Annotated in this window: 17 protein-coding genes; 12 read left to right on the forward strand and 5 right to left on the reverse strand. The window is 64.1% G+C overall.

Translation table 11 applies throughout. The features are described 5' to 3' along the window. Positions 1-135: 135 nt before the first annotated feature. From WDM24_RS31685 to WDM24_RS31700, 4 genes are all read left to right on the forward strand, one after another. On the forward strand, positions 136-807 hold the full coding sequence (locus tag WDM24_RS31685; RefSeq protein WP_338828557.1) for a hypothetical protein: 672 nt from the start codon (positions 136-138) through the stop codon (positions 805-807). Positions 808-1,123: 316 nt separating this feature from the next. After that, on the forward strand, positions 1,124-2,923 hold the full coding sequence (locus tag WDM24_RS31690; protein WP_338828558.1) for an FAD-dependent oxidoreductase: 1,800 nt from the start codon (positions 1,124-1,126) through the stop codon (positions 2,921-2,923). Continuing rightward, positions 2,893-4,740 (forward strand): 2-oxoacid:acceptor oxidoreductase subunit alpha, encoded by a 1,848-nt coding sequence (locus tag WDM24_RS31695; RefSeq protein WP_338828559.1) that lies wholly within the window; start codon positions 2,893-2,895, stop codon positions 4,738-4,740. The genes WDM24_RS31690 and WDM24_RS31695 overlap by 31 nt, the downstream gene beginning before the upstream one ends. Beyond that, entirely contained in the window at positions 4,737-5,792 is a 1,056-nt protein-coding gene (locus WDM24_RS31700; protein WP_029079057.1) for a 2-oxoacid:ferredoxin oxidoreductase subunit beta, read from the forward strand. Before WDM24_RS31695 ends, WDM24_RS31700 begins: the two co-directional genes overlap by 4 nt. Before the next feature lie 45 nt (positions 5,793-5,837). Here the strand turns inward: WDM24_RS31700 and WDM24_RS31705 are convergent, their stop codons facing one another. The 4 genes from WDM24_RS31705 to WDM24_RS31720 all read right to left on the reverse strand — a co-directional run bounded on the left by WDM24_RS31705 (position 5,838) and on the right by WDM24_RS31720 (position 12,163). Beyond that, positions 5,838-7,034 carry an ABC transporter substrate-binding protein gene (locus tag WDM24_RS31705; protein ID WP_414645642.1) on the reverse strand — a complete coding sequence of 399 codons (1,197 nt, stop codon included), beginning with the start codon at positions 7,032-7,034 and terminating at the stop codon, positions 5,838-5,840. Between the two features lie 262 nt (positions 7,035-7,296). Continuing rightward, positions 7,297-8,841 (reverse strand): SpoVR family protein, encoded by a 1,545-nt coding sequence (locus WDM24_RS31710; protein WP_029079059.1) that lies wholly within the window; start codon positions 8,839-8,841, stop codon positions 7,297-7,299. After that, on the reverse strand, positions 8,841-10,112 hold the full coding sequence (locus WDM24_RS31715) for a YeaH/YhbH family protein (protein ID WP_166304123.1): 1,272 nt from the start codon (positions 10,110-10,112) through the stop codon (positions 8,841-8,843). The genes WDM24_RS31710 and WDM24_RS31715 overlap by 1 nt, the downstream gene beginning before the upstream one ends. Before the next feature lie 107 nt (positions 10,113-10,219). Further along, on the reverse strand, positions 10,220-12,163 hold the full coding sequence (locus tag WDM24_RS31720; RefSeq protein WP_028342433.1) for a PrkA family serine protein kinase: 1,944 nt from the start codon (positions 12,161-12,163) through the stop codon (positions 10,220-10,222). A 506-nt stretch (positions 12,164-12,669) separates the two neighbouring features. Here WDM24_RS31720 and WDM24_RS31725 point away from each other — a divergent pair. The 8 genes from WDM24_RS31725 to WDM24_RS31760 all read left to right on the forward strand — a co-directional run bounded on the left by WDM24_RS31725 (position 12,670) and on the right by WDM24_RS31760 (position 21,603). Beyond that, the gene (locus WDM24_RS31725) at positions 12,670-13,293 is read left to right on the forward strand and encodes a hypothetical protein (RefSeq protein ID WP_166304120.1); all 624 of its coding nucleotides are present in this window, start codon (positions 12,670-12,672) and stop codon (positions 13,291-13,293) included. A 69-nt stretch (positions 13,294-13,362) separates the two neighbouring features. After that, the gene (locus WDM24_RS31730) at positions 13,363-13,809 is read left to right on the forward strand and encodes a DsrE family protein (protein WP_338828562.1); all 447 of its coding nucleotides are present in this window, start codon (positions 13,363-13,365) and stop codon (positions 13,807-13,809) included. A gap of 227 nt (positions 13,810-14,036) precedes the next feature. After that, a complete protein-coding gene (locus tag WDM24_RS31735) occupies positions 14,037-16,883 on the forward strand; it encodes a bifunctional transaldolase/phosoglucose isomerase (protein WP_338828564.1) in 2,847 nt (948 codons plus the stop codon). A gap of 11 nt (positions 16,884-16,894) precedes the next feature. After that, the gene (gnd, locus tag WDM24_RS31740) at positions 16,895-17,878 is read left to right on the forward strand and encodes a phosphogluconate dehydrogenase (NAD(+)-dependent, decarboxylating) (RefSeq protein WP_338828565.1); all 984 of its coding nucleotides are present in this window, start codon (positions 16,895-16,897) and stop codon (positions 17,876-17,878) included. A gap of 143 nt (positions 17,879-18,021) precedes the next feature. Next, entirely contained in the window at positions 18,022-19,515 is a 1,494-nt protein-coding gene (gene zwf / locus WDM24_RS31745; protein ID WP_338828566.1) for a glucose-6-phosphate dehydrogenase, read from the forward strand. Between the two features lie 2 nt (positions 19,516-19,517). Further along, the gene (gene pgl / locus WDM24_RS31750) at positions 19,518-20,270 is read left to right on the forward strand and encodes a 6-phosphogluconolactonase (protein ID WP_338828567.1); all 753 of its coding nucleotides are present in this window, start codon (positions 19,518-19,520) and stop codon (positions 20,268-20,270) included. 41 nt (positions 20,271-20,311) lie between these two features. After that, positions 20,312-20,800, forward strand: a complete 489-nt coding sequence (locus tag WDM24_RS31755; protein ID WP_414645779.1) for a gluconokinase — start codon at positions 20,312-20,314, stop codon at positions 20,798-20,800. Then, a complete protein-coding gene (locus tag WDM24_RS31760; protein WP_338828568.1) occupies positions 20,797-21,603 on the forward strand; it encodes an HAD family hydrolase in 807 nt (268 codons plus the stop codon). Before WDM24_RS31755 ends, WDM24_RS31760 begins: the two co-directional genes overlap by 4 nt. 64 nt (positions 21,604-21,667) lie before the next feature. Here WDM24_RS31760 and WDM24_RS31765 read toward each other — a convergent pair whose 3' ends face one another. Further along, entirely contained in the window at positions 21,668-23,476 is a 1,809-nt protein-coding gene (locus WDM24_RS31765) for a glycoside hydrolase family 15 protein (RefSeq protein WP_338828569.1), read from the reverse strand. Between the last annotated feature and the right edge of the window lie 15 nt (positions 23,477-23,491).

Genomic DNA, 23,491 nt, shown 5'->3' on the forward strand with positions numbered 1-23,491 from the left:
ACCCGCGCTGAACAGGATTGCAGCAATTGTGGCAATCCTTGGTATGCACGCTCTCGGGCACTGGGGAACCTGCTTCCCCGGCCCGCGCTATCAGGCGATATTGCGCAGATAAAACAGGCAAAAAAGGAGCACTCGATGCCGATCGCCGGACAAGGCATGCTGCTGACATCGATGGATATCGACAGCTTACACGAAACTGAATTCAATCGCTGGTACGATCGCGAGCATCTCGAAGAACGCGTCGCCATCGACGGATTCGTGGAAGCACGCCGCTACGTCGCTCACGACGGCAAGCCGAAATATCTCAGCCTCTATTCGACCGCGACCTTCGATGCGCTCGAGAGCCCGGCCTACCGCACGGCGCTCGCCAACCAGACCGACTGGTCGAAGGCCAATATCGCGCGCTTTCAGAACATGATCCGCGGCGTTGCGCGCATCACGATCAGCCGCGGCGTCGGCAGGGGCGCTGCGCTCGGCATCATCCGGCTGCGCCCGCCGGCGGAGGGCGCGGACAAACTCCGCGCTGCATTGCGGGAGCAACTCGATCCGGCATCGCGCGACGGCATCATCTCGATGCACCTCTTGGAGAACGACCCTGTGCTGTCGAAGCCGCTCACGCCGGATGCGGCGAAGGCCGATCCCGGTGCCGGCGACTGGTTCGTGCTGATCGACGCCACTGATGTCGGCGCGGTCCCTGCGGCCGCTGCAGCTATTACCGGCAACGCAGCCTTGAAACCGCTGGTGGTCACCAGCGGCGTCTACCGGCTGTTGTGGGATATCGCGAAGAGCGACCTTCCGCGCGCCTAAAGCATGATCCGGAAAAGTGCGAAGCGGTTTTCCTCGCGACAAACGCGCAGCGTTTGCGCGGAGATCATGCTCGAATCAGGGCGATGTGGCGGTGCACGCATGCTGCACCGCCACATAACGCAATCGAGATTAACGCCAAACGCACATCAGCCGCGCGAAAGCGGATGATCGGACAATTTAGCCTTTGCCTTCACTGGAACGGCTCTAATAAGATAAACCTATGATCCAATTCAAAAACCAGAACAACGCCACGTGAGCGTTCGTCGTCAACGATAAGGCCGCGCGGTCAGGCTTTTCGCGCGGGTCAAAGGTAGGAATGAAACCGACTGATATCTCGGCGCCGGATTACTTTCACAAAGTAGTCGATTGCCAATGGGCCTGTCCCGCACACACCCCCGTTCCCGAGTACATCCGGTTGATTGCTGAGGGGCGTTACAGCGACGCCTATATGATCAATTGGCAGTCCAACGTGTTCCCCGGGATCCTGGGACGCACCTGTGACCGTCCATGCGAGCCGGCATGCCGCCGCGGCCGGGTCGAGGAAACTCCGGTCGCGATCTGCCGCCTGAAGCGCGTCGCCGCCGACTTCAAGGACGACATCAAGCATCGGCTGCCGAAGCCGGGACCGAAGAACGGCAAGCGCATTGCGCTGGTCGGCGGCGGCCCCGCCTCGCTCGCGGTGGCGCGCGATCTGGCGCCGCTCGGCTATCACTGCACCGTGTTCGACGGCGACCCCAAGGCCGGCGGCATGATGCGGAGCCAGATTCCAAAGTTCCGCCTGCCTGACAGCGTGATCGACGAGGAGACCGACTACGTCCTCAACATCGGTGTCGAGTTCAAGGGCGGCCAGCGCGTCGACAGCCTGAAGCAGCTTCTCGCCGAGAACTACGATGCGATCTTTGTCGGCTCGGGCGCGCCGCGCGGCCGCGAGCTCGACATTCCCGGCCGCAAGGAGGCCGCCGCCAATATCCATATCGGGATCGACTGGCTGGCCAACGTGTCGTTCGGCCATGTTGACAAGATCGGCCGCCGCGTCATCGTGCTCGGCGGCGGCAACACCGCGATGGATTGCTGCCGCACCGCGCGCCGCCTCGGCGGCGAGGACGTCAAGGTGATCGTGCGCTCGGGCTTCGAGGAAATGAAGGCCTCGCCCTGGGAAAAGGAAGACGCGATCCACGAGGACATCCCGATCCTCAATTTCATGGTGCCGATGGCATTCAAGCACGTGGCCGGCAAGCTCATCGGTGTCACCTTCCAGAAGGTGCGGGCCGAATACGACGCCAAGGGCCGCCGCAATCTGGTGCCGGCGGGCGAGCCTGACCAGACCATTCCCTGCGACGACGTGCTCGTTGCGGTCGGCCAGGAAAATGCGTTCCCCTGGATCGAAGCCGATTGCGGCATCGAGTTCGACAAGTGGCACATGCCGAAGGTCGACCTCAAGACGTTCGTCTCGACCAATCCGAAGGTGTTCTTCGGCGGCGACGCGGCGTTCGGGCCGAAGAACATCATCTGGGCGGTGGCGCACGGCCACGACGCCGCGCTGTCCATTCACAAGATGTTGTCCGGCGAGGACATCAACGAACGCCCACTGCCCGAGGTGCACATCTCTTCGCAGAAGATGGGCATCCACGAGTGGAGCTACGACAACGACATTTCCGCCGACAAGCGCTTCAAGGTGCCGCATCGCGATAAGGTGATCGCGCTGAAGGACATCCGCGCCGAAGTCGAGCTCGGTTACGACCTCAAGCTCGCGCTCGGCGAAGCCCAGCGCTGCCTGAATTGCGACGTGCAGACAGTGTTTTCCGCGCCGCTCTGCATCGAATGCGACGCCTGCGTCGACATCTGCCCGATGGACTGCATCACCTTCACCGAGAACGGTGAGGAGGATGATCTGCGGCAGCGGCTGAAAGCCCCCTCGCCGCATCACGACCAGGCGCTTTACATCGCAGAAGGCCTGAAGACCGGGCGGGTGATGGCAAAGGACGAAGACGTCTGCCTGCATTGCGGGCTGTGTGCCGAGCGCTGCCCGACCGGCGCCTGGGACATGCAGAAGTACCTCATCGATATGGTTCAAGCGGGATCAACATGTCAGTCCAAAGCCCGATCAGCAGCGTAAACGACTTCGTCGTCCGTTTCGCCAACGTCAACGGTTCGGGCTCGGCGTCGGCCAACGAGCTGTTCGCGCGCTCGATCCTGCGCCACGGCGTGCCGGTGTCCCCGCGCAACATCTTCCCCTCCAACATCCAGGGCCTGCCGACCTGGTATGAGGTGCGCGTCACCGAGGAAGGCCATCTCGGCGCCCGCGGCGGCGTCGACATGATGGTGGCGATGAACCCGCAGACCTGGGACAAGGACGTCGCCTCGATCGAGCCCGGCGGCTATCTGTTCTACGATTCGACCAAGCCGATGCCGACGTCGAAATTCCGCGAGGACATCACCGTCATCGGCGTGCCGCTGACCGCGATCACCAACTCGACCTACACCGATCCGCGGCAGCGCCAGCTGTTCAAGAACATCATCTATCTCGGCGCGCTCTGTGCGCTGCTCGACCTCGACCCCAAGCTGGTCGAGCAGCTGATCGGCGAGCAGTACAAGGGCAAGGAGAAGCTGCTCTCCTCCAACGTCCATGCGCTGCATCTCGGCCGCGACTGGGCGCTGCAGAACCTGAAATGCCCGACCGGGCTCCGGGTGAAGAAGTCCGACAAGGTCGGCGACCGTATCTTCATCGAAGGCAACAGCGCGGCCGCGCTCGGTGCCGTCTATGGCGGCGCCACCGTGTGCGCCTGGTATCCGATCACGCCGTCATCGTCGGTGGCGGAAGCCTTCACCAGCCACTGCAAGAAGTATCGTCACGATCCCGAGACCGGCAAGGCGAAGTACGCCATCGTGCAGGGCGAGGACGAGCTCGCCTCGATCGGCATCGTGATCGGCGCCTCCTGGAACGGCGCGCGGGCCTTCACCGCAACCTCGGGCCCAGGCATCTCGCTGATGACCGAGTTCATCGGCCTGTCCTATTTCGCCGAGATCCCGGCCGTGATCATGAACATCCAGCGCGCCGGCCCCTCGACGGGCATGCCGACCCGCACGCAGCAATGCGACGTGATCGCCTGCGCCTATGCCTCGCATGGCGACACCAAGCACGTGCTGCTGTTCCCGGAAGATCCGGCGGAGGCGTTCGAGTTCGCCGCCGCCGCCTTCGATCTCGCCGAGCGGCTGCAGACCACGATCTTCCTGATGCTCGATCTCGACATCGGCATGAACCACCGGCTGTGCCGCCCGCTGAAGTGGGATGACGCAAGGCAATATGACCGCGGCAAGGTGATGACCGCGGAGATGCTCGAGGAAGGCCGCGACTTCGGCCGCTATCTCGACGTCGACGGCGACGGCATCCCCTATCGGACCTATCCGGGCACGCATCCGACCAAGGGCTCCTACTTCACCCGCGGCACCTCGCGCGACCGCTACGCGCGCTATTCCGAGGAAGGCGCCGTCTACGCCGACAACATGCAGCGCCTGGTGCGCAAATTCGAGACCGCGCAGGACATGGTGCCGCGGCCGCTGCAGGCCAATGCGGCGAAGCCGACCAAGTACGGCGTGATCTATTTCGGCTCGACCTCGCCCGCGATGGACGAGGCGATCGGAATCCTGGAGTCGCGCGGCCATCAGCTCGACCGCATGCGCATCCGTGCCTTCCCGTTCCACTCCAGCGTCGCGAGCTTCATCGCCGATCACGACTTCGTCTATGTGGTCGAGCAGAACCGCGACGCGCAGCTCCGCCAGCTGATCGTCAACGAGAACGGCATCGACCCCGTGCGGCTGGTGCCGATCCTGCATTATGACGGCACGCCGATCACCGCGCGCTTCATCGCCAATTCGATCGGCGACCACCAGGATCATCTCAAGGTGACCCCTCTCCGCAAGGCCGTGTCATGACCTACATTGCAAAGCCCAAATTCCATCATCCCGGCCTGCCGAAGAACGACCTCGGCTACACTCACCGCGATTACGAGGGGAAGATCTCGACCCTGTGCGCCGGCTGCGGCCACGATTCGATCACCGCCTCGATCATCGAAGCCTGCTACGAGCTCTCGATCGAGCCGCACCGGGTGGCGAAGATTTCCGGCATCGGCTGCTCGTCGAAGACGCCGGACTATTTCCTCGGCAATTCGCACGGCTTCAACTCGGTGCATGGCCGCATGCCGTCGGTGCTGACCGGCGCCAACCTCGCCAACCGCGACCTGATCTATCTCGGCGTCTCCGGCGACGGCGATTCCGCCTCGATCGGCTTCGGCCAGTTCGCGCATTCGATCCGGCGTGCCGTCAACATGACCTATATCGTCGAGAACAACGGCGTGTACGGCCTGACCAAGGGCCAGTTCTCGGCGACCGCCGACCGCGGCTCGAAGTCCAAGAAGGGCGTCACCAATACCGACAATGCGATCGACCTGGTTGCGATCGCGCTGCAGCTTGGCGCCACCTTCGTGGCGCGCAGCTTCTCCGGCGACAAGACCCAGCTGGTGCCGCTGATCGCCGCCGCCATTCGCCACAAGGGCGCCTCCTTCATCGACGTGATCAGCCCCTGTATTGCCTTCAACAACCACGCCGGCTCGACCAAGAGTTTTGACTATGTCCGCGAGCACAATGACGCGGTGAACCGCCTCGACGTGCTGGTCGGCCGCGAGCCGATCAGCGTCGACTATGCGCCCGGCACGGTGCAGGTGGTCGAGCAGCATGACGGCACGCGGCTCGCACTGCGCAAGCTCGACGCCGACTACGATCCGCACGATCGCCTCGGAGCACAGACCTTCCTGCAGAAGCATGCGGCCAAGGGCCAGATCGTCACCGGTCTGCTCTATGTCGATCCGGACGCCGAGGATTTGCACACCCATCTCGACACCGTCGAGACGCCGCTCAACACGATGGACGAACAGGCGCTGTGCCCCGGTTCGGCCGTGCTGGACAAGATCAACGCCAGCCTGCGCTGAGCTTGAATCTGGTTTCAAACCGGGCCCTCCGGACTTTGCCGGCCGCTACTTGTCGCTCAGCACATCGCCGAACAGCGCCCAGGACTTGCCGTCGAACCGCGCCATCTGGATCTGGCGGATCGGCGTCACATTGTCGGGCTCGGTCTGCACCTTGATTCCCGGCAGCAGCATCGGCAGTTCCAGCGCCTTCAGATTGGTGGCCTGCCTGATGATGTTGTCGCGGCTGTAATCGCCGTTGCAGTTCTTCAGCACCGCCGTCATCACCTGCGCGACCGTGTAGCCCTGCACGTTGAACAGATCGCCCGGGCTCGCATTCGGCTGGTACTTCTTCATCCAGGCCGAAAACTCCTTCTGCGCGGGATCGTCGGCCCAGCGCGGATCGGTCGGGTCCTTCAGATAGAGCCCGGTGACGACGCCGATGACATTCTCGAGCCCGGCCGGTTCAAGCACGGCGGAGACGGAGTTGGAGACGGTCGGCAGGATGGTCAGCGGCTTCCAGCCCATGCTCGCCGCCTTGCGCAGCGCCTGGGCTGCGAATTTCGGCGTCGCTTCGGCGAAGAACACGTCCGCACCGGACTCGCGCATCGTCACCATCTGGGAATCGATGGTCGGGTCGGTCGTGAGGTACGTGGTCTCCGCCACGATCTGGCCGACATGCTCGCCGAGCCCATCCTTGAAACCCCTGAGATAATCCTTGCCGGCATCCTCGTTCGGCGTGATGACCGCGATCTTGGCGTCCGGCTTGGTCTTCAGGATGTATTTTGCATAGAGCCGGCCTTCGAGCTCGTAGGTCGGATTGAAGCCGACCGTCCACGGGAACTGCTTCGGATCGTTCCAGCGCGTCGCGCCGGACGACACGAACAGCTGCGGCACGTGCTTGATGTTCAGATACTTCTGCACGGAGATGTTGGGCGCGGTGCCGACCGCGCTGAAGATTGCGAGCACCTCGTCCTGCTCGACGAGCTTGCGGGTCTGCTCGACGGTCTTCGACGGCGAATAGGCATCGTCGAGACTCTCGAAGTCGATCTTGCGGCCGTTGATGCCGCCCTGATCGTTGAGCATCTGGAAATACGCGGCCTCGGCCCGTGCGATCGTGCCGTAGGCCGATGCCGGGCCGCTATAGGGCGCGGTGTTTCCGATCCTGATCGCGGTGTCGGCTGCAACGGACGGTGAGATCGACGCGGCGGTGAGCGCGGTGAAGGCGAGAAGGCCCGCCAGGCGGGAGTGAGTTGACAAGGGCATATCCTTTTCTTGGTTTTCTTGACGCGGCGCACATTATCAATCGCGCCCGCGCAGGCAATCGCCAAGAAGCTCCAAGAGGAGCGCTGCGCAATTTCCGCATGCCGGCGATCACGTTCGCGCGCGGAACGCTTGCGCTTTCAAACTCCGGAATGTTGCCGGGATGTTCATGATGTGAGCCTTCGATAGAAATGAAGGTTCACCAAGCAAGATTTGTATTCCGCGCGGCGGTCGGCGCCGCGCTATCCCTTCGCTCGTGCTGTCCTTAAGCCGCGACCGCAGCCGCGCGCGGGCTGACGACATATTCCTTCAGCACCTTGTCGGTGCCGTCGACTTCGGTCAGCGCCACGTCGTAGGACCAGAGATCGGCGAGATGCTGCAGCACGCGCCGCGTGTCGGTCTCGTTGAGCTGCGCGCCCTTCACCGTTGAGTGACGCAGCATCAGACGGCGATCACCGTCCAGATCGACATCCACGACCTCGATATTGGCGTCGACAAAGCCGACGTCGTATTGCCGCGCCAGCTCGCGCCTGACCCGGCGGTAGCCACGCTCGTCATGGATCGCATCGACCTTGATCCCCTGGCTTTCCGCAGGGTCGTCATGCAGATGGAACATGCGGAAGCGCCGGATCAGCGCCGGGCTGAGGAACTGGCTGATGAAGCTCTCGTCGCGGTAGTTGCTCCAGATCTCGCGCAGCACGCCCTCGACGTCACCCTTGCCGGCGATGTCGGGGAACCATTCGCGGTCCTCATCCTCCGGCGTCTTCACGATCCGCTCGATGTCCTGCATCATGGCGAAGCCGAGCGCATAGGGATTGAAGCCGGAATAGCGGCGGTCGTCGAACTCGGGCTGGAACACCACATTGGTGTGCGACTGCAGGAATTCGAGGAAATTTCCGTCGGTGAGCCGGCCCTGCTGATGTAGCCGGCTCATGATACGGTAATGGACGTAGGTCGCGGTGCCCTCGTTCATCACCTTGGTCTGGCCCTGCGGATAGAAGTACTGCGCGATGTGGCGCACGATGCGAATGAGTTCGCGCTGCCAGGGTGCGAGACGCGGCGCGGTCTTCTCGAGGAAGTAGAGGATGTTCTCCTGCGGCAAACCGAGCAGCGCGTGGCGGCGCTCGGCGGTGAGCGCGGCCTTGCTCTTGGCCTTGGTGTTCGGCACCGTCCGCCACAAATCGTTGAACACGCTTTCCTCGTGCTGCCGGCGCTCGCCGGCGCGCTTCTCCTCGGCACGCAGGTCGAGCGTCTTCTTGCCGGGGTAGCGGTCGACACCATGCGACATCAGCGCATGCGCGGCATCGATCGTCCGCTCCACCGTCTCGCGGCCATGGCGGTCCTCGCAGACCGCGATGTAGCCCTTGGCGAATTCGAGATAGTCGAGGATGCCGTCGGCGTCGGTCCACTGCTTGAACAGATAGTTGTTCTTGAAGAAGTGATTGTGCCCGAACGCCGCGTGCGCGATCACCAGCGTCTGCATCGTCGCCGTGTTCTCCTCCATCAGATAGGAAATGCACGGCGAGGAATTGATGACGATCTCATAGGCGAGGCCCATCAGGCCCTTGCGATAGGATGCTTCCTGGAAGGCGAACTGCTTGCCGAACGACCAGTGCTTGTAAAACAGCGGCATGCCGACCGACGAGTAGGCGTCGAGCATCTGCTCGGCGGTGATCACCTCGATCTGGTTGGGATAGACGTCGAGCCCGAGCTCGGTGCGTGCGACTTTCTCGCAGGCGTCGTGAATCCGCTGCAGCGTCTGGAAATCCCAGTCGGCGCCCTCGAACAACCGTTCGCCGGAAGAACCCATTACGCTACCCTTTCCTGCTTGCTGCGGCGCTTGAACAGGTCCTGGAACACCGGGAAGATCTCGCCGCGCTCGCTCACCTTGCGCATCGACAGCGGCGCGCCCTCGTTGCGCAGCCGCTCATAGAGCGTCCAGAGCGAGGAGTCCGGCATGTCGAAGGTGTAGTTGGCGGCTTCGCCGACCTCGAGATAGGCGAAGAACTGGCAGACCGGCAGGATCTTGTCGGTCAGGAGATGGCCGGTGAGCCCGCTGTCGGACGTCATGTTGTCGCCGTCGGAGGCCTGGGCAGCATAGATATTCCAGTCGGCCGGGCGGAAGCGGGTGCGGACGATGTCGTTCATCGCAACCAGCGCGCTCGACACCAGCGTGCCGCCGGACGCCGGTCCATGGAAGAACGTATCCTCGTCGACCTCCTCGGCGCGGTCGGTGTGGCGGATGAAGACGATCTCGACGTGCTTGTAGCGCCGCTTCAGGAACACGTAGAGCAGCATGTAGAACCGCTTTGCCAGGTCCTTCATGTGCTCGGACATCGAGCCGGAGACGTCCATCAGGCAGAACATCACGGCCTGCGCCACCGGTTTCGGCACCGTCTCAAAGCGGCGGTAGCGGATGTCGATCGGATCGATGAACGGAATGCGCTTGACCTTGGCCTTCAGCGCTTCGAGCTGCGCCACGAGCTCACGGCGCCGCGTCTCGTCATCGCATTCCGCAAGCTCGGCCTCGAGCGCCTCGACCTCGTCCTTGCGCGGCCGGCGCAGCGCCACACGCCGCGCCAGCGCCCGGCTCACCGTGCGGCTGATCGAGATGTTGGCGGGCGAGCCCGATGTCGCATAACCCGCGCGCCGGAGGCCCTCGCTCTCGGTTTCCGCGAGCTTGCGCTTTTCAAGGTCGGGCAATTCGAGGTCGTCGAGGAAAAGGTCGACGAACTCCTCGCGGCTGAGCACGAAGCGGAAGGCGTCCTCGCTGTCGCCCTCGCCGGCGCCGGAGCCCTTGGCACCGCTCTGGTTCGGGCGCTGCAGCCAGTCGCCCTCGACGAACTTCTTGTTGCCGGGCAGCACCATGTCACGCGTGCCGCCCTCGCGCCGGAACCGCGGCTCGTCCATGCCGTCCAGCGGGATCGTCACCTCGCCGCCCTCCAAAACATCCTTGATGTCCCGGTCCTGCGACGACTTCTTGACAGCCCCCTGCACCAGCGCCTTGGCGCGCCGCAGGAAACGCTGACGGTTCTCCAGGCTCTTGCTACCCGGATTCAGCCGCCGATCGACGATATGCATGACCACTTTGCATCTGCCTCGCGCCGGATGCGATCATCACCAGTCGCATCGCATTCTTTTTGGACGGGACGGAACGGAGAGCCGGTGCCGGCTCTCCGGATCGTGCACTAGCCGGCCTGCTTGACCCGCATGTACCACTCGACGAGCCGGCGGACCTGGCGCTCGGTATAGCCGCGCTCCACCATCCGCTCGACGAACTCGCCGTGCTTCTTCTCGGTCTCGCCGTCCTTCTTCGAACCGAACGAGATGACCGGAAGCAGATCCTCGACCTGGGAGAATATCCGCTTCTCGATCACGTCGCGAACCTTTTCGTACGAGGTCCAACTCGGGTTCTTGCCATTGTTGTGCGCCCGCGAGCGCAGCGAGAACTTGACGACCTCGTTGCGGAAGTCCTTCGGATTGGCGATACCGGCGGGCTTCTCGATCTTGGTCAACTCCTGGTTCAGGAGCTCGCGGTTCATCAGCTGGCCGGTGTCGGGATCCTTGAAGTCCTGATCCTCGATCCAGGCATCGGCGTAGTCGACGTAACGATCGAACAGGTTCTGGCCGTAGTCGGCGTAGGATTCCAGATAGGCCTTCTGGATCTCGTTGCCGATGAACTCGGCGTAGCGCGGCGCGAGATCGGCCTTGATGAATTCGAGATAGCGCTTCTCGGTCTCGTCAGGCAGCTGCTCGCGGCGGATCGCCTGCTCCAGCACATACATCAGGTGCACCGCATCGGCACCAACTTCGGTGGTGTCATGGTTGAAGGTCGAGGCCAGCACCTTGAAGGCAAAGCGGGTGGAGACGCCGTCCATGCCCTCGTCGACGCCGGCCGCGTCCTTGTATTCCTGCACGCTGCGCGCCTTCGGATCGGATTCCTTGAGGCTCTCGCCGTCATAGACCCGCATCTTGCCGAACAGCGTCGAGTTCTCGTGCTTGCGCAGCCGCGACATCACCGAGAAGCGCGCCATCGTCTCCAGCGTCGCCGGAGCGCATGGCGCGGCCGCAAGCTCGGAGCCCTGGATCAGCTTCTCGTAGATCTTCTGCTCTTCGGTCACCCGCAGGACGTACGGGACCTTGATGACGCAGATGCGGTCGATGAAGGCCTCGTTGTTCTTGTTGGTCTTGAAGCTCTGCCACTCCGCCTCGTTGGAGTGCGCGAGGATGATGCCGGTGAACGGGATCGCGCCGATGTTCTCGGTGCCGATGTAGTTGCCCTCCTGCGTCGCGGTCAGCAGCGGGTGCAGCATCTTGATCGGCGCCTTGAACATTTCGACGAACTCGAGCACGCCCTGGTTGGCGCGGTTGAGGCCGCCGGAATAGCTGTAGGCGTCGGGATCGTTCTGGGCGTAGGTCTCGAGCTTGCGGATGTCGACCTTGCCGACCAGCGAGGAGATGTCCTGGTTGTTCTCGTCACCGGGCTCGGTCTTGGCAACCGCGATCTGGCGCAGCCGGGAGGGCTGGATGCGCGCGACGCGGAATTGCGAGATGTCGCCGCCGAAGGCTTCGAGCCGCTTGTAGGCCCAGGGCGACATCAGCCCGCTCAGCCGGCGACGCGGAATGCCGTACTTCTCCTCGATCATCGGGCCAAGCGTCTCGGGATCAAACAGCCCGAGCGGGCTCTCGAACACCGGTGACAGTTCGTCACCCGCCTTCAGCACGTAGATCGGATGAATTTCCATCAGCGCCTTGATGCGCTCGGCAAGCGATGACTTGCCGCCGCCGACCGGCCCGAGCAGATAGAGGATCTGCTTGCGCTCCTCGAGGCCCTGCGCGGCGTGGCGGAAGAAGCCGACGAGGCGCTCGATCGTGTCCTCCATGCCGTAGAAGCCGGCGAAGGCTGGATACGATCTGATCGTACGGTTCAAAAAGATACGGCCAAGGCGTGGGTCCTTGGCCGTGTCGATCATCTGAGGCTCACCGATCGCCGCTAATAACCGCTCGGCCGCATTGGCATATCGCATCGGATCGCTTCGACACGACTCCAGATACTCGGCCATCGACATGTCGGTCTGGCTTCGCGCTTCAAACGACCTTGCGAAGGCGTTGAACAAAGAATCGTTGTACATGATCCCTCTCTCCACGATATGTATCGCCGCACGACTGACACGAGTCGCAACCAGAGCATCCAAGGATCGAATCAGCGTCGGCACGCTGGGTCCATTGGACACTCGACCGACTCACTTCGGCAATGCACGGCGCGTGCAGCCTCTGCCTTATCAACAGGCAGGAAGCTTAATGGTTCATCAATATCCCCCGACAGTAGCCTGTTTTTGACGGTTGTAGCGCCTCCGCAACATCCGTGGTTTACCGGGGCCCAGGCCTCCGAGGCGGACATCCGAGCGGGGCAACTTCCCCGTCCGGCGATGAACGTTAGCCTCCCTGAAAAGGTGTGACCGTCCAGCCTTGGCGTCAAGATGCATGCCTCACAAGCTGCATGAACAATCTGTCAGACAGCGTTGAACGTGCCTCCTTGTCGCCGCGACTAAGGCAACGAGCCCGCGCAGTTCCGCGCGGCACCATTGCCGCGCCTAGATGTGACACCTTGGAGGCACGGCATATTCCCGAGACGGTCATGCAGCGGACGTTCCTTGTTGTCGCACTCGCAGCCGCGGCCTGCGCCGGCGCGGCGTTAACCGCCCAGACGAAGGAAGCCGTCGACAAGGCGACGGCGGCCGCCTTCGACAACAGGATGTTCGCCGGCCCGCCCGGCGCGAAAGCCTATGCCTGCTTTGTGCGGCGCTACGATGCAAATCATCTGGCGCAGCACCCGAAGCAGAAGGTCAGCGCGATGAAGCTTCTGGTGTCAGCCGAAGACGCGCCGGAGGACAAGACCACCAATTACTCGTTCCGCCTCGGCGTCACCTACCGCCACCGCCCCGGCAATTTCGACTCCAGCGGCTACTGCAACCACGCGATCGAGTCCGGCCACGAGGTGCGCTTCGAATGCGGCGTGGATTGTGAGGGCGGCGGCATCACCGTGGCGCTGTCGAAGGACAACAAATCCGCGACCGCGCGCCTTGGCCGCATCCTTGGCCGCATCATGGTGTGGAATCGCGACAAGCCCGACGACGACGCGCGCGAAGCGCTGTTCGCCGGCGCCGACGACAAGATCTTTCGCGTCGACCGCGCGAACTCGAGCGAATGCGCCGAACTTGTGACCGACCGCCAGGAACTCGCTGCGCTCCGCCACAAATGATGGGCTTGCCCAAGCGGAAAACACCAAGTCGAAAACACCAAATCAACAACATCAGCGCGGGGGGACGCCATGCACCGACGCAGCATCCTGTGGGGCACGCTCTCGGGGATCGGCGCCGCCTTCGCGGCGTCACGGGCGAACGCCGCCACCGCGGCACCGCCGCAGAAGCTGAAGGTGGTCTGTCACCTCGATGACCTCGACAAGGTCAATTTCGTGATCGGCAACATCCAGAACCATCTCGACGGCGTCGGCGGCCCGGACAATGTGACGATCGCGCTCGTGGTGCACGGCCAGGCGCTGAAGGCGTTTCATTCGGCCGCAGCCAACCCCGACCTGGCAAAGCGTGTCGGACAGTTCACGGGGTCCGGAATTGAACTCGCCGCCTGCCGCAACACCATGAAATCACAGAACATCGGCCTGAAGGACCTGCTCCCGGGCTTCGTTGCCGCCGAGCGCGGCGGCGTGGTCCGCCTCGCCGAGCTGCACTCCCAGGGCTACCTCTACCTGCGGCCCTGACGTGCAGCCGTGCGCCGCGATGCGTCATAAAAATGTGCCGAGATCAGGGTCTGCTCGGACCGCCTCCCAAGGGATGGAGAAGGGATCGAACTGTTGTGAATGGCGTTATCCCTTGGGAATGCTGATATTCCGCCCGGGCGCCACCCTATGTTGACAATCCGCCTCCGCCCCCGAAAGCTGCCCGGGAACCCAAAAATCGACCCTCGATCGAACGAGAACAGGCACCCATGAACCCCGTCAAAGCACTCGAAAATCACCGCCAGGCCGTCTGGCTGGACTTCCTCGCCCGCGGCTTCATCGCCAAGGGCGACCTGAAGCGGCTGATCGAGACCGACGGCGTCAAAGGCGTGACGTCCAACCCCTCGATCTTCGAGAAGGCGATCGGCAGCTCGGACGAGTATGACGGCGCGATCGGCCAGGCCCTCAAGAAGGGCGATCGCTCGGTCGCCGACCTGTTCGAGCATCTCGCGGTCGAGGACATCCAGCACGCCGCCGACGTGCTGCGCCCGGTCTACGACAAAAGCCACCGCGGCGACGGCTTCGTCAGCCTCGAAGTGTCTCCCTATCTCGCGATGGACACCAAGGGCACGATCGCGGAGGCCGAGCGGCTCTGGAAGGACGTCCACCGCAAGAACCTGATGGTCAAGGTACCGGCGACGTCGGAGGGATTGCCTGCGATCGAGCATCTGATCGGCGAAGGCATCAGCATCAACATCACGCTGCTGTTTTCGCAGGAGGTCTATCGCCAGGTCGCGGAGGCCTATCTCAAGGGCCTGGAAAAATACGTCGCCAAGGGCGGCGACCCCTCCCATATCGCAAGCGTCGCGAGCTTCTTCGTCAGCCGCATCGACAGCGCTGTCGACAAGCAGCTCGACGAGAAGATCGCGAAGGCCAACGATCCGCACGAAAAGGAGCGGCTCGCGGCGTTGAAGGGCAAGATCGCGATCGCAAACGCAAAGCTGGCCTACCAGGACTACAAGCGCCTGTTCTCGGGCGCGCGCTGGGACAAGCTCAAGGCCAAGGGCGCCAAGCCGCAGCGGCTGTTGTGGGCGTCCACCGGCACCAAGAACAAGGACTACAGCGACGTGCTCTATGTCGAGGAGCTGATCGGCCCCGACACCGTCAACACCGTGCCGCCGGCAACGCTCGACGCGTTCCGCGATCACGGCAAGGTGCGCGACAGCCTCGAGGAGAATGTCGACGACGCCCGTCACGTGCTGGAGGAGCTGGAGAAGTCCGGCATCTCGCTCGATGCGATCACCGAGGAACTGGTCAAGGACGGCGTCAAGCTGTTCGCCGACGCGGCCGACAAGCTTTACGGCGCGGTTGCCCACAAGCGCGCGACCTCGCTCGGCGGCGGCATCGACCACCAGAAACTCGCGCTGGGCGCCACGATCGAGAAGGCGGTCGAGAAGAGCGCGGAGGAATGGCGCGCCTCGGCCAAGATCCGAAGGCTGTGGCAGAAGGACAAGTCGGTCTGGACCGGCGACGACGAGAACGAATGGCTGGGCTGGCTGACCAGTGCGGCCTCTGCCGACGTGGCCGACTACGAGGATTTCGCGCAGCGCGTGAAGTGGCAGAACTTCACCGACGCCGTCGTGCTCGGCATGGGCGGATCGAGCCTCGGGCCGGAGGTGCTGGCCCAAACCTTCCCGCACCGCACAGGCTTCCCGCGGCTGCACGTGCTCGACTCCACCGACCCGGCGCAGGTGCGCGCGATGGAGGAGTATGTCGACATCTCAAGGACGCTGTTCATCGTCTCCTCCAAATCCGGCGGCACCACCGAGCCGAACGTGATGAAGGACTATTTCTTCGATCGGGTGGCCAAGGCGATCGGCAAGGACCTGGCCGGCCACCGTTTCATCGCGGTGACCGATCCGGGCTCATCGCTGCAGAAGGTCGCGATCAAGCAGGGTTTCGCCCGCATCTTCTACGGGGATCCTGCGATCGGCGGCCGCTATTCCGTGCTGTCGCCGTTCGGCCTGGTGCCGGCCGCCGCCGCAGGCATCGACGTCCGCAGCCTGCTCGGCCATACGCTCGCCATGGTGCGCTCCTGCGGGGCCGACGTGCCGCCGCAGGAAAACCCGGGCGTGCAACTCGGGCTTGCGATGGGCATCGCCGGGCTCGACGGCCGCGACAAGGTGACGATCTTCTCCTCGCCTGACGTCGCCGATTTCGGCGCCTGGGCCGAGCAGCTGATCGCGGAATCGACCGGCAAGGACGGCAAGGGCCTGATCCCGATCGAGGGCGAGACGATCGGTGACGCCGCGGTCTACGGCAACGACCGCTTCTTTATCGACCTGCGCACCGAGGGCGAGCACGATGCTGCCCATGAGGGAAAACTCGCCGCGCTGGAGGCCGCGGGTCATCCCGTCGTGCGCATCGTGATGAAGTCGATCGACCATATCGGCCAGGAGTTCTTCCGGTTCGAGATCGCGACCGCGGTGGCAGGCTCCATCCTCGGCATCAACCCGTTCAACCAGCCCGATGTCGAGGCCGCCAAGATCAAGACGCGCGAGCTGACCGCAGCCTTCGAGAAGACCGGATCGCTGCCGGCCGAGCAGCCGGTGGTGTCCGCCGACGGGGTCGATCTCTATACCGATGCGCAGAACGCCGAGGATCTGCGCAAGGCAGGCGCCAATGGCGACCTCAATTCCTGGATCAAGGCCCATCTGTCGCGCTCCGGCCGCGGCGACTATGTCGCGTTGCTCGCCTATATCGAGCGCGACGGCGACACCATCGACGCCATGCAGGCGATGCGGCTGAAAGTGCGTGATACCAAGCACCTTGCGACCTGCGCCGAGTTCGGCCCGCGCTTCCTGCATTCGACCGGGCAGGCCTACAAGGGCGGCCCCGACAGCGGCGTGTTCCTGCAGGTCACGACCGACGATGCCCAGGACCTGGCGGTGCCCGGCCAGAAAGCGAGCTTCGGCGTGATCAAGGCGGCGCAGGCGCGCGGCGATTTCGACGTGCTCACCGAGCGCGGCCGGCGGGCACTGCGCGTGCATCTCAAGGGTGACCTCGCCTCCGGGCTCGCGGCGCTCGACGCCGCGATCTCGGCTGCGTTGAACTGACGGAGGCGAGGATGCAACTCGGCATGATCGGCCTCGGGCGGATGGGCGGCAACATCGTCCGCCGCCTGATAACCCAGGGCCATACCACTGTGGTCTATGACAAGGATCCCAAGGCGGTCGCGGCGCTGGTGGCGGACAATGCCACCGGCGCCTCGTCGCTGGAGGATTTCGTCCTCAAGCTGGAACCGCCGCGCACCGCCTGGGTGATGCTGCCGGCCGGCAAGATCACCGAAACCACCATCGACGCGCTCGCAAAGCTGATGCAGCCCGGCGACGTCATCATCGACGGCGGCAACACCTTCTGGCAGGACGACGTCCGCCGCGGCAAGGCGCTCAGGGAGCGCGGGCTGCACTATGTCGATGTCGGCACCAGCGGCGGCATCTGGGGCATCGAGCGCGGCTATTGCATGATGATCGGCGGCGACAAGGGAGTGGTCGATCGACTCGACCCGATCTTCAAGACGCTGGCGCCCGGCATCGGCGACATCCCACGCACCCCCGGCCGCGAGGGCCGCGATGCCAGGATCGAGCAGGGCTACATCCACGCCGGTCCCGTCGGCGCCGGGCATTTCGTCAAGATGATCCACAACGGCATCGAGTACGGCCTGATGCAGGCCTATGCCGAAGGCTTCGACATCCTGAAGAACGCCAGTATCGAGGCGTTGCCGCCGGAGCATCGGTTCGATCTCGACATCGCCGACATCGCGGAAGTCTGGCGGCGCGGCAGCGTGATCCCGTCCTGGCTGCTCGACCTCACCGCCTCGGCGCTGGCGCAGAACCATACGCTCGACAATTATTCCGGCTTTGTCGAGGATTCCGGCGAAGGCCGCTGGACCGTCAATGCCGCGGTCGATGAGGCGGTGCCGGCCGAGGTGCTGACGGCTGCGCTCTACACCCGCTTCCGCTCGCGCAAGGACCACACCTTCGCGGAGAAGATCCTCTCGGCGATGCGCGCAGGTTTCGGCGGTCACAAGGAGCCGCCGAAGAAGGCTTAGAGCGTTTTCGAGCGAAGCCTGTCCCGCACTTGATGCGGGATGGGCACCGGTTCGCGTGAAGAAAACGCGTCAAAACCAGGATCTGGAGCCCCGTTCCGATTCAATCGGAACGGGGGCTCTGGAACATAACCGCGGAAGGTCACGTGCAGAAGAAACCCGATCCCTGCTCCTTCATCATCTTCGGCGCCACCGGCGATCTGACGCACCGGCTGGTCGTCCCGGCGCTCTACAATCTCGCCGCAGGCAATCTGTTGCCGGACAAATTCTGTGTCGTCGGCATTGTCCGCAAGGGGATGTCGAGCGAGCAGCTGACCGACAGCCTGATGCAGGGGCTTCGCAAATTCGCCACCCGCCCGGTGGACGAGGCGATCGCGAAGCGGCTGTTCGAATGTGTCACCTCGGTCGAGGCCGATCCGCGCGATCCCGCGTCGTTCGATGCCATGAACGAACGGCTCGACAAGCTCGAGACGGCGCGCGGCACCGGCGGCAACCGGCTGTTCTATCTCGCGACCCCACCGAGCGCCTTCCTGCCGATCAGCGAGCAGCTCGGACGCACCGGCATGCTGGAGGAGAACGGCGCCTGGCGGCGGCTGATCATCGAGAAGCCGTTCGGCACCGATCTGGCATCGGCAAGGGCGCTGAATGCAGCGCTGCTCAAGCTGATGGACGAACACCAGATCTACCGGATCGACCATTACCTCGGCAAGGAAACCGTCCAGAACATCCTGGTGCTGCGCTTCGCCAACGGCATGTTCGAGCCGATCTGGAATCGCAACCACATCGACCACATCCAGATCACCGTCGACGAGAAGCTCGGCGTCGGCCATCGCGGCAGCTTCTACGACGCCACCGGCGCGCTGCGCGACATGGTGCCGAACCATTTGTTCCAGCTGCTGTCGCTGGTGACGATGGAGCCGCCGGCGCGCTTCGATGCCCACGCCGTACGCTCCGAGAAGGCCGAGGTGCTGAGCGCGATCCAGACCCAGAGCGAGCAGGAGGCGCTGTCCAATTCGGTGCGCGGCCAATACCGCGCCGGCCGGATCGGCGACACCGAGATCGAGGACTATCTCAAAACACCGGACGTCAAGCCCGGCAGCTCGACCGAGACCTATGCCGCGCTGAAACTGACCATCGACAATTGGCGCTGGGCCGGCGTGCCGTTCTACCTGCGCACCGGCAAGGCGCTGACCAGCAAGCGCACCGAGATCGCGATCAAGTTCAAGCAGGCGCCGTTCGCGATGTTCCGCGATACGGCGGTCGACCGTCTGTCGCAGAATTACCTGGTCATCTCGACCGAGCCGACCGAAGGCATCGAGCTGCAGTTCAACACCAAGGTGCCGGGCCCGACCATCAACATCGACGGCGTCGAGATGAAGTTCCGCTACAAGGACTACTTCAAGGCCGAGCCGTCGACCGGCTACGAGACGCTGATCTATGACTGCATGATCGGCGACAATCTGCTGTTCCAGCGTGCCGACAGCGTCGAGGCCGGATGGCAGGCAGTGCAGCCCTTCCTCGACGCCTGGAAGAGCGCCGGCGGACGCGGCCTGCAACCCTACAAGGCCGGCAGCGAAGGCCCGGAGGCCGCCAACGCGCTCCTGACGCGCGACGGCCGCAGCTGGCGGAAGCTCGGCTGATCATGACCGCGAGCGGCCAGCGCAGGATCATCACAGTCGCCGATCCGGCGGCACTGGCGCAGACCGCCGCCGAACGGGTGATCGCGAGGTTGGCCCAGAACAGCGGCCGGATTGCGGTATGCCTCACCGGCGGCTCCAGCCCCAGGGCGCTCTACCAGCTGCTGGCAACGCCGGACTATCGTGAGAGGATTCCATGGGACCGCGTCGACTGGTTCATCGGCGACGAACGTCTGGTGCCGCGCAAAGACAAGCTACACAATATGAGCATGGCACGTCAGGCCTTCCTCGACCGCTGTGCGCCTGCCGCCAATGTGCACCCGATCGCAACCGACACTGCCGACCTCAGGGATCCCGACGTCAGCGCGGCGCTGTATGAGAACGAGCTGATGGCGTTCTACGGCGCCGAGCAGCTCGACCCGGCGCGGCCTCTGTTCGACCTGGTGCTGATGGGCATCGGGCCCGATGGCCACACCGCCTCGCTGTTTCCGGGCTACCCGGCGGTCGAGGAAACCCGGCGCTGGGTCGTTGGCGTGCCCAAGGCCAATGTCGAGCCGTTCGTGCCGCGCGTGTCGCTGACCTTGCCCGCCCTCGCCTCCTGCCGTGAGATGCTGTTTGAGGTAGCCGGCGAAAGCAAGCGCGCGATCTTGACGCGCCTGTTCGCAGGCGAGAACCTGCCGGCAAACCGCGCGCGATCGCTGGGCGAGACCGTCTGGCTGATCGATCAGGCCGCGCTGCCGGAGGATTTTCCTGGGTGACTTTCTTGGCTGACGGGCAAAACCCCTGCGCACTGGTCGTGATGGGCGTCTCCGGCTCGGGCAAGAGCACCATCGCCGACCGCCTCGCGACCAGGATCGGCTGGCGCTTCGAGGACGGCGACAGTTTTCACCCGCCAAGCAATGTCGCGAAGATGCATTCCGGCCAGCCGCTCACCGACGAGGACCGCTGGCCCTGGCTGCGCGCGATCGCCGATGCGATCGACCGCAGCTGCGGCGTCCGCGAACGTGCCGTCATCGCCTGCTCGGCGCTGAAGCGCGCCTATCGCGACATCCTGGTGCATGGCCGCGACGATATCCGCATCGTCTTTCTCGACGGCACGCAGGAGCTGATCGCCGCGCGGCTCGCCGCGCGCAAGGACCATTTCATGCCGCCGGGGCTCCTCGCCAGCCAATTCCGTACGCTGGAGCCGCCGACGCCGGACGAACGCCCGATCACGGTCGCGATCGACCGCACCGTGGAAGCCATCATCGAAGACATTGTCAGTCAACTGAAGCTGGATCGCCCATGACCCGCATCGCCCTTGTCGTATCCGATGTCGACGGCACGCTGCTCACCAAGAACAAGACCCTGACCGACGGCGCCCGGACGGCGGTGCGCAGGCTGCATGAGGCCGGCATCGGCTTCACCATCGTCTCCAGCCGCCCGACCATCGGGATGAGCTTTCTGGTCGCGCCGCTCGCGATCACGCAGCCGATCGGCGCCTTCAACGGATCTTCGATCGTCGATCCGCAAATGAAGCCGCTTGAGCAGCATTTGATCCCCGCGGCGACGGCAAGAGGCTGCGTCGACCTGTTGCGCAACTATGGCGTCGACATCTGGCTGTTCACCAACGACCGCTGGCTGACGCGAAATCCTGACGGCGAGTACACCGCCCACGAGCAGCACACCATCAAGCACGATCCGACCATCGTCGACGACTTCACGCCCTATCTTGGCCAGGCCTGCAAGATCGTCGGCGCAAGTTCGGATGCCGCCCTGCTGCAACGCTGCGAGGCGGAAATGCAGCAGATGGTCGGCAATGATGCGACGGCAGTCCGCTCGCAGACCTACTATCTCGACGTCACCCCGCCCGGTCACGACAAGGGCACCTTCGTCGAGGGCATCGCGAAACGTCTCGGCGTAGCGCTCGAGAATGTCGCCACGATCGGTGACATGCAGAACGATCTGCCGATGTTCGCAAGAAGCGGCGTCTCCTTTGCGATGGGCAACGCCAGCGATGACGTCAAGGCACGCGCCACGCATGTCACCGAAACCAACGAGTACGACGGTTTCGCACGCGCGATGGATGTGGTGCTGACGATGGGCCGTTAAAGCATGATCCGGAAAAGTGGAGGCCGGCTTTCTAAGAAGATCATGCGCAAAGCAAAAGCCACGATCAGGTCGACCGCTGCACCGCCGGCTTCTCGGCAGCAGCCCGGGCGTCGCTGAGATTGTGCGCGGTGTTGATCAGCGCGATATGGGTCAGCGCCTGCGGGAAATTGCCGGTCTGCCGGCCGGCGCCAGAGTCGAACTCCTCCGCCAGGAGCCCGAGATCGTTGGCGACCGCCGCCACGCGGTCGAACATGGTCTGTGCCTTGTCTACATCGCCCGCCAGCACATGGGCGTCGGCGAGCCACAGGCTGCAGGCCAGGAACGCGCCCTCGATCGGCTGGATTTCATCGGAAACCTCGCGCGGATCGTGCCGCAGCACGAAGCCGTCGCGCATCAGGTGCTGCTCGACCGCCTCGATCGTGCCGCGGATGCGCGGATCGGCTGGCGGCAGGAAGCCGACCGACGGCAGCAGCAGCAGGCTGGCGTCGAGTAGTTGTGAGCCATAGCTCTCGACGAAGCTGTTGAGGCCAGCATCGAAGCCCCGCTGGCAGACATCGCGATGGATAGCCTCGCGCAGCACCCGCCATTTCACCAGCGGCGCCTTGAAGCCGAAGCGCTCCGCACTCTTGATGGCGCGGTCGAAGGCGACCCAGCACATCACCTTGGAGAACACGTAATGTCTTGGCTGGTCGCGGCGCTCCCAGATGCCGTGATCCGGCTGGTCCCAGACTTCGGCGAGATGATTGACGACCGTGCACTCCAGCGACCAGTTCTCCTCGTCGAGCTTCAGCTTGGCCATGCGGGACTGGTGGAAGGCGTCGATCAGCTCGCCATAGACGTCGAGCTGCAGTTGCGCATGCGCGGCGTTGCCGACGCGGACCGGCTGCGCGCCTTCATAGCCGGACAGCCATCCGGCCTCCCATTCCAGCAGGCGCCGCTGCCCCAGGATGCCGTACATGATCTGCATGTTGGCCGGCGCGCCGGCCGCGGCCCGCAGCAGCCAATTGTGCCAGGCCGCCGCCTCCTCGGTGTAGCCCGAATTCATCAGCGCAAGCAGCGAGAAGGTGGCGTCGCGCAGCCAGCAGAACCGGTAGTCCCAGTTGCGCGCGCCGCCGAGCTTTTCCGGCAATGACGTGGTGGGCGCAGCGACGATGCCGCCGGTCGGCCTGAAGGTCAGCGCCTTCAGCGTGATCAGCGAGCGCATCACGAGGCCGCGTCGATCGCCGCCGTCATAGGTCGAGCGGCCGCACCATTCCTTCCAGTAGTCTTCGGTATCCTTCAGCGCCGCCTCGGGATCGATCGGCTGGGGCACCGGCTGATAGGACGCTCCGTAGGTCAGCACGAACGGCACGGTGTCACCCGCGCCGACCTCGAAATCGGCGATCGTGGTCAGATCCTTGCCGCGGGTTTCGACCGGCGTGCGCAGTACCGTCATGTCCTGGCCACTGATTGCGAGCAGCCCCTCGCCGTCGGGGTTCTTCTTCACCCAGGGGACATCGACCCCGAAGCCGAAGCGGATCACGAGCTCCATGTGCATCCTGACGCGGCCGCTGATACCGCGAACCAGACGCACCACGTCGGAGGCATTGCCGCGCGGCGGCATGAAGTCGATCAGGTCGACCACACCGCCCTCGGTCTCGAACCGTGTCTCCAGGATCAGCGTATCGTCCCGATAGTGGCGCGAGGTCCGCCTGATCTCTCCGGCGGGCGCCAGCAGCCAACGGCCGTTCCTCGGCGTACCAAGCAGCGCCGCGAAGCAGGCGTCGGAATCGAATGCCGGCCAGCACAGCCAGTCGATCGCGCCGTCGCGGCCGACCAGCGCCGCGGTCTCGCAATCGCCGATCAGTCCGTAGTCTTCGATCCGGGAAGCCACGCACAGTGCTCCGCG

Source organism: Bradyrhizobium sp. 27S5, assembly GCF_037217225.1.
Classification (GTDB): domain Bacteria; phylum Pseudomonadota; class Alphaproteobacteria; order Rhizobiales; family Xanthobacteraceae; genus Bradyrhizobium; species Bradyrhizobium septentrionale.

Bases quoted from the DNA above. Each gene is read 5' to 3' on its own strand.
- WDM24_RS31685 (WP_338828557.1), top strand. From the start codon at position 136: ATGCCGATCGCCGGACAAGGCATGCTGCTGACATCGATGGATATCGAC.
- WDM24_RS31690 (WP_338828558.1), top strand. From the start codon at position 1,124: ATGAAACCGACTGATATCTCGGCGCCGGATTACTTTCACAAAGTAGTC.
- WDM24_RS31695 (WP_338828559.1), top strand. From the start codon at position 2,893: ATGTCAGTCCAAAGCCCGATCAGCAGCGTAAACGACTTCGTCGTCCGT.
- WDM24_RS31700 (WP_029079057.1), top strand. From the start codon at position 4,737: ATGACCTACATTGCAAAGCCCAAATTCCATCATCCCGGCCTGCCGAAG.
- WDM24_RS31705 (WP_414645642.1), bottom strand. From the start codon at position 7,034: ATGCCCTTGTCAACTCACTCCCGCCTGGCGGGCCTTCTCGCCTTCACC.
- WDM24_RS31710 (WP_029079059.1), bottom strand. From the start codon at position 8,841: ATGGGTTCTTCCGGCGAACGGTTGTTCGAGGGCGCCGACTGGGATTTC.
- WDM24_RS31715 (WP_166304123.1), bottom strand. From the start codon at position 10,112: ATGCATATCGTCGATCGGCGGCTGAATCCGGGTAGCAAGAGCCTGGAG.
- WDM24_RS31720 (WP_028342433.1), bottom strand. From the start codon at position 12,163: ATGTACAACGATTCTTTGTTCAACGCCTTCGCAAGGTCGTTTGAAGCG.
- WDM24_RS31725 (WP_166304120.1), top strand. From the start codon at position 12,670: ATGCAGCGGACGTTCCTTGTTGTCGCACTCGCAGCCGCGGCCTGCGCC.
- WDM24_RS31730 (WP_338828562.1), top strand. From the start codon at position 13,363: ATGCACCGACGCAGCATCCTGTGGGGCACGCTCTCGGGGATCGGCGCC.
- WDM24_RS31735 (WP_338828564.1), top strand. From the start codon at position 14,037: ATGAACCCCGTCAAAGCACTCGAAAATCACCGCCAGGCCGTCTGGCTG.
- gnd (WP_338828565.1), top strand. From the start codon at position 16,895: ATGCAACTCGGCATGATCGGCCTCGGGCGGATGGGCGGCAACATCGTC.
- pgl (WP_338828567.1), top strand. From the start codon at position 19,518: ATGACCGCGAGCGGCCAGCGCAGGATCATCACAGTCGCCGATCCGGCG.
- WDM24_RS31755 (WP_414645779.1), top strand. From the start codon at position 20,312: ATGGGCGTCTCCGGCTCGGGCAAGAGCACCATCGCCGACCGCCTCGCG.
- WDM24_RS31760 (WP_338828568.1), top strand. From the start codon at position 20,797: ATGACCCGCATCGCCCTTGTCGTATCCGATGTCGACGGCACGCTGCTC.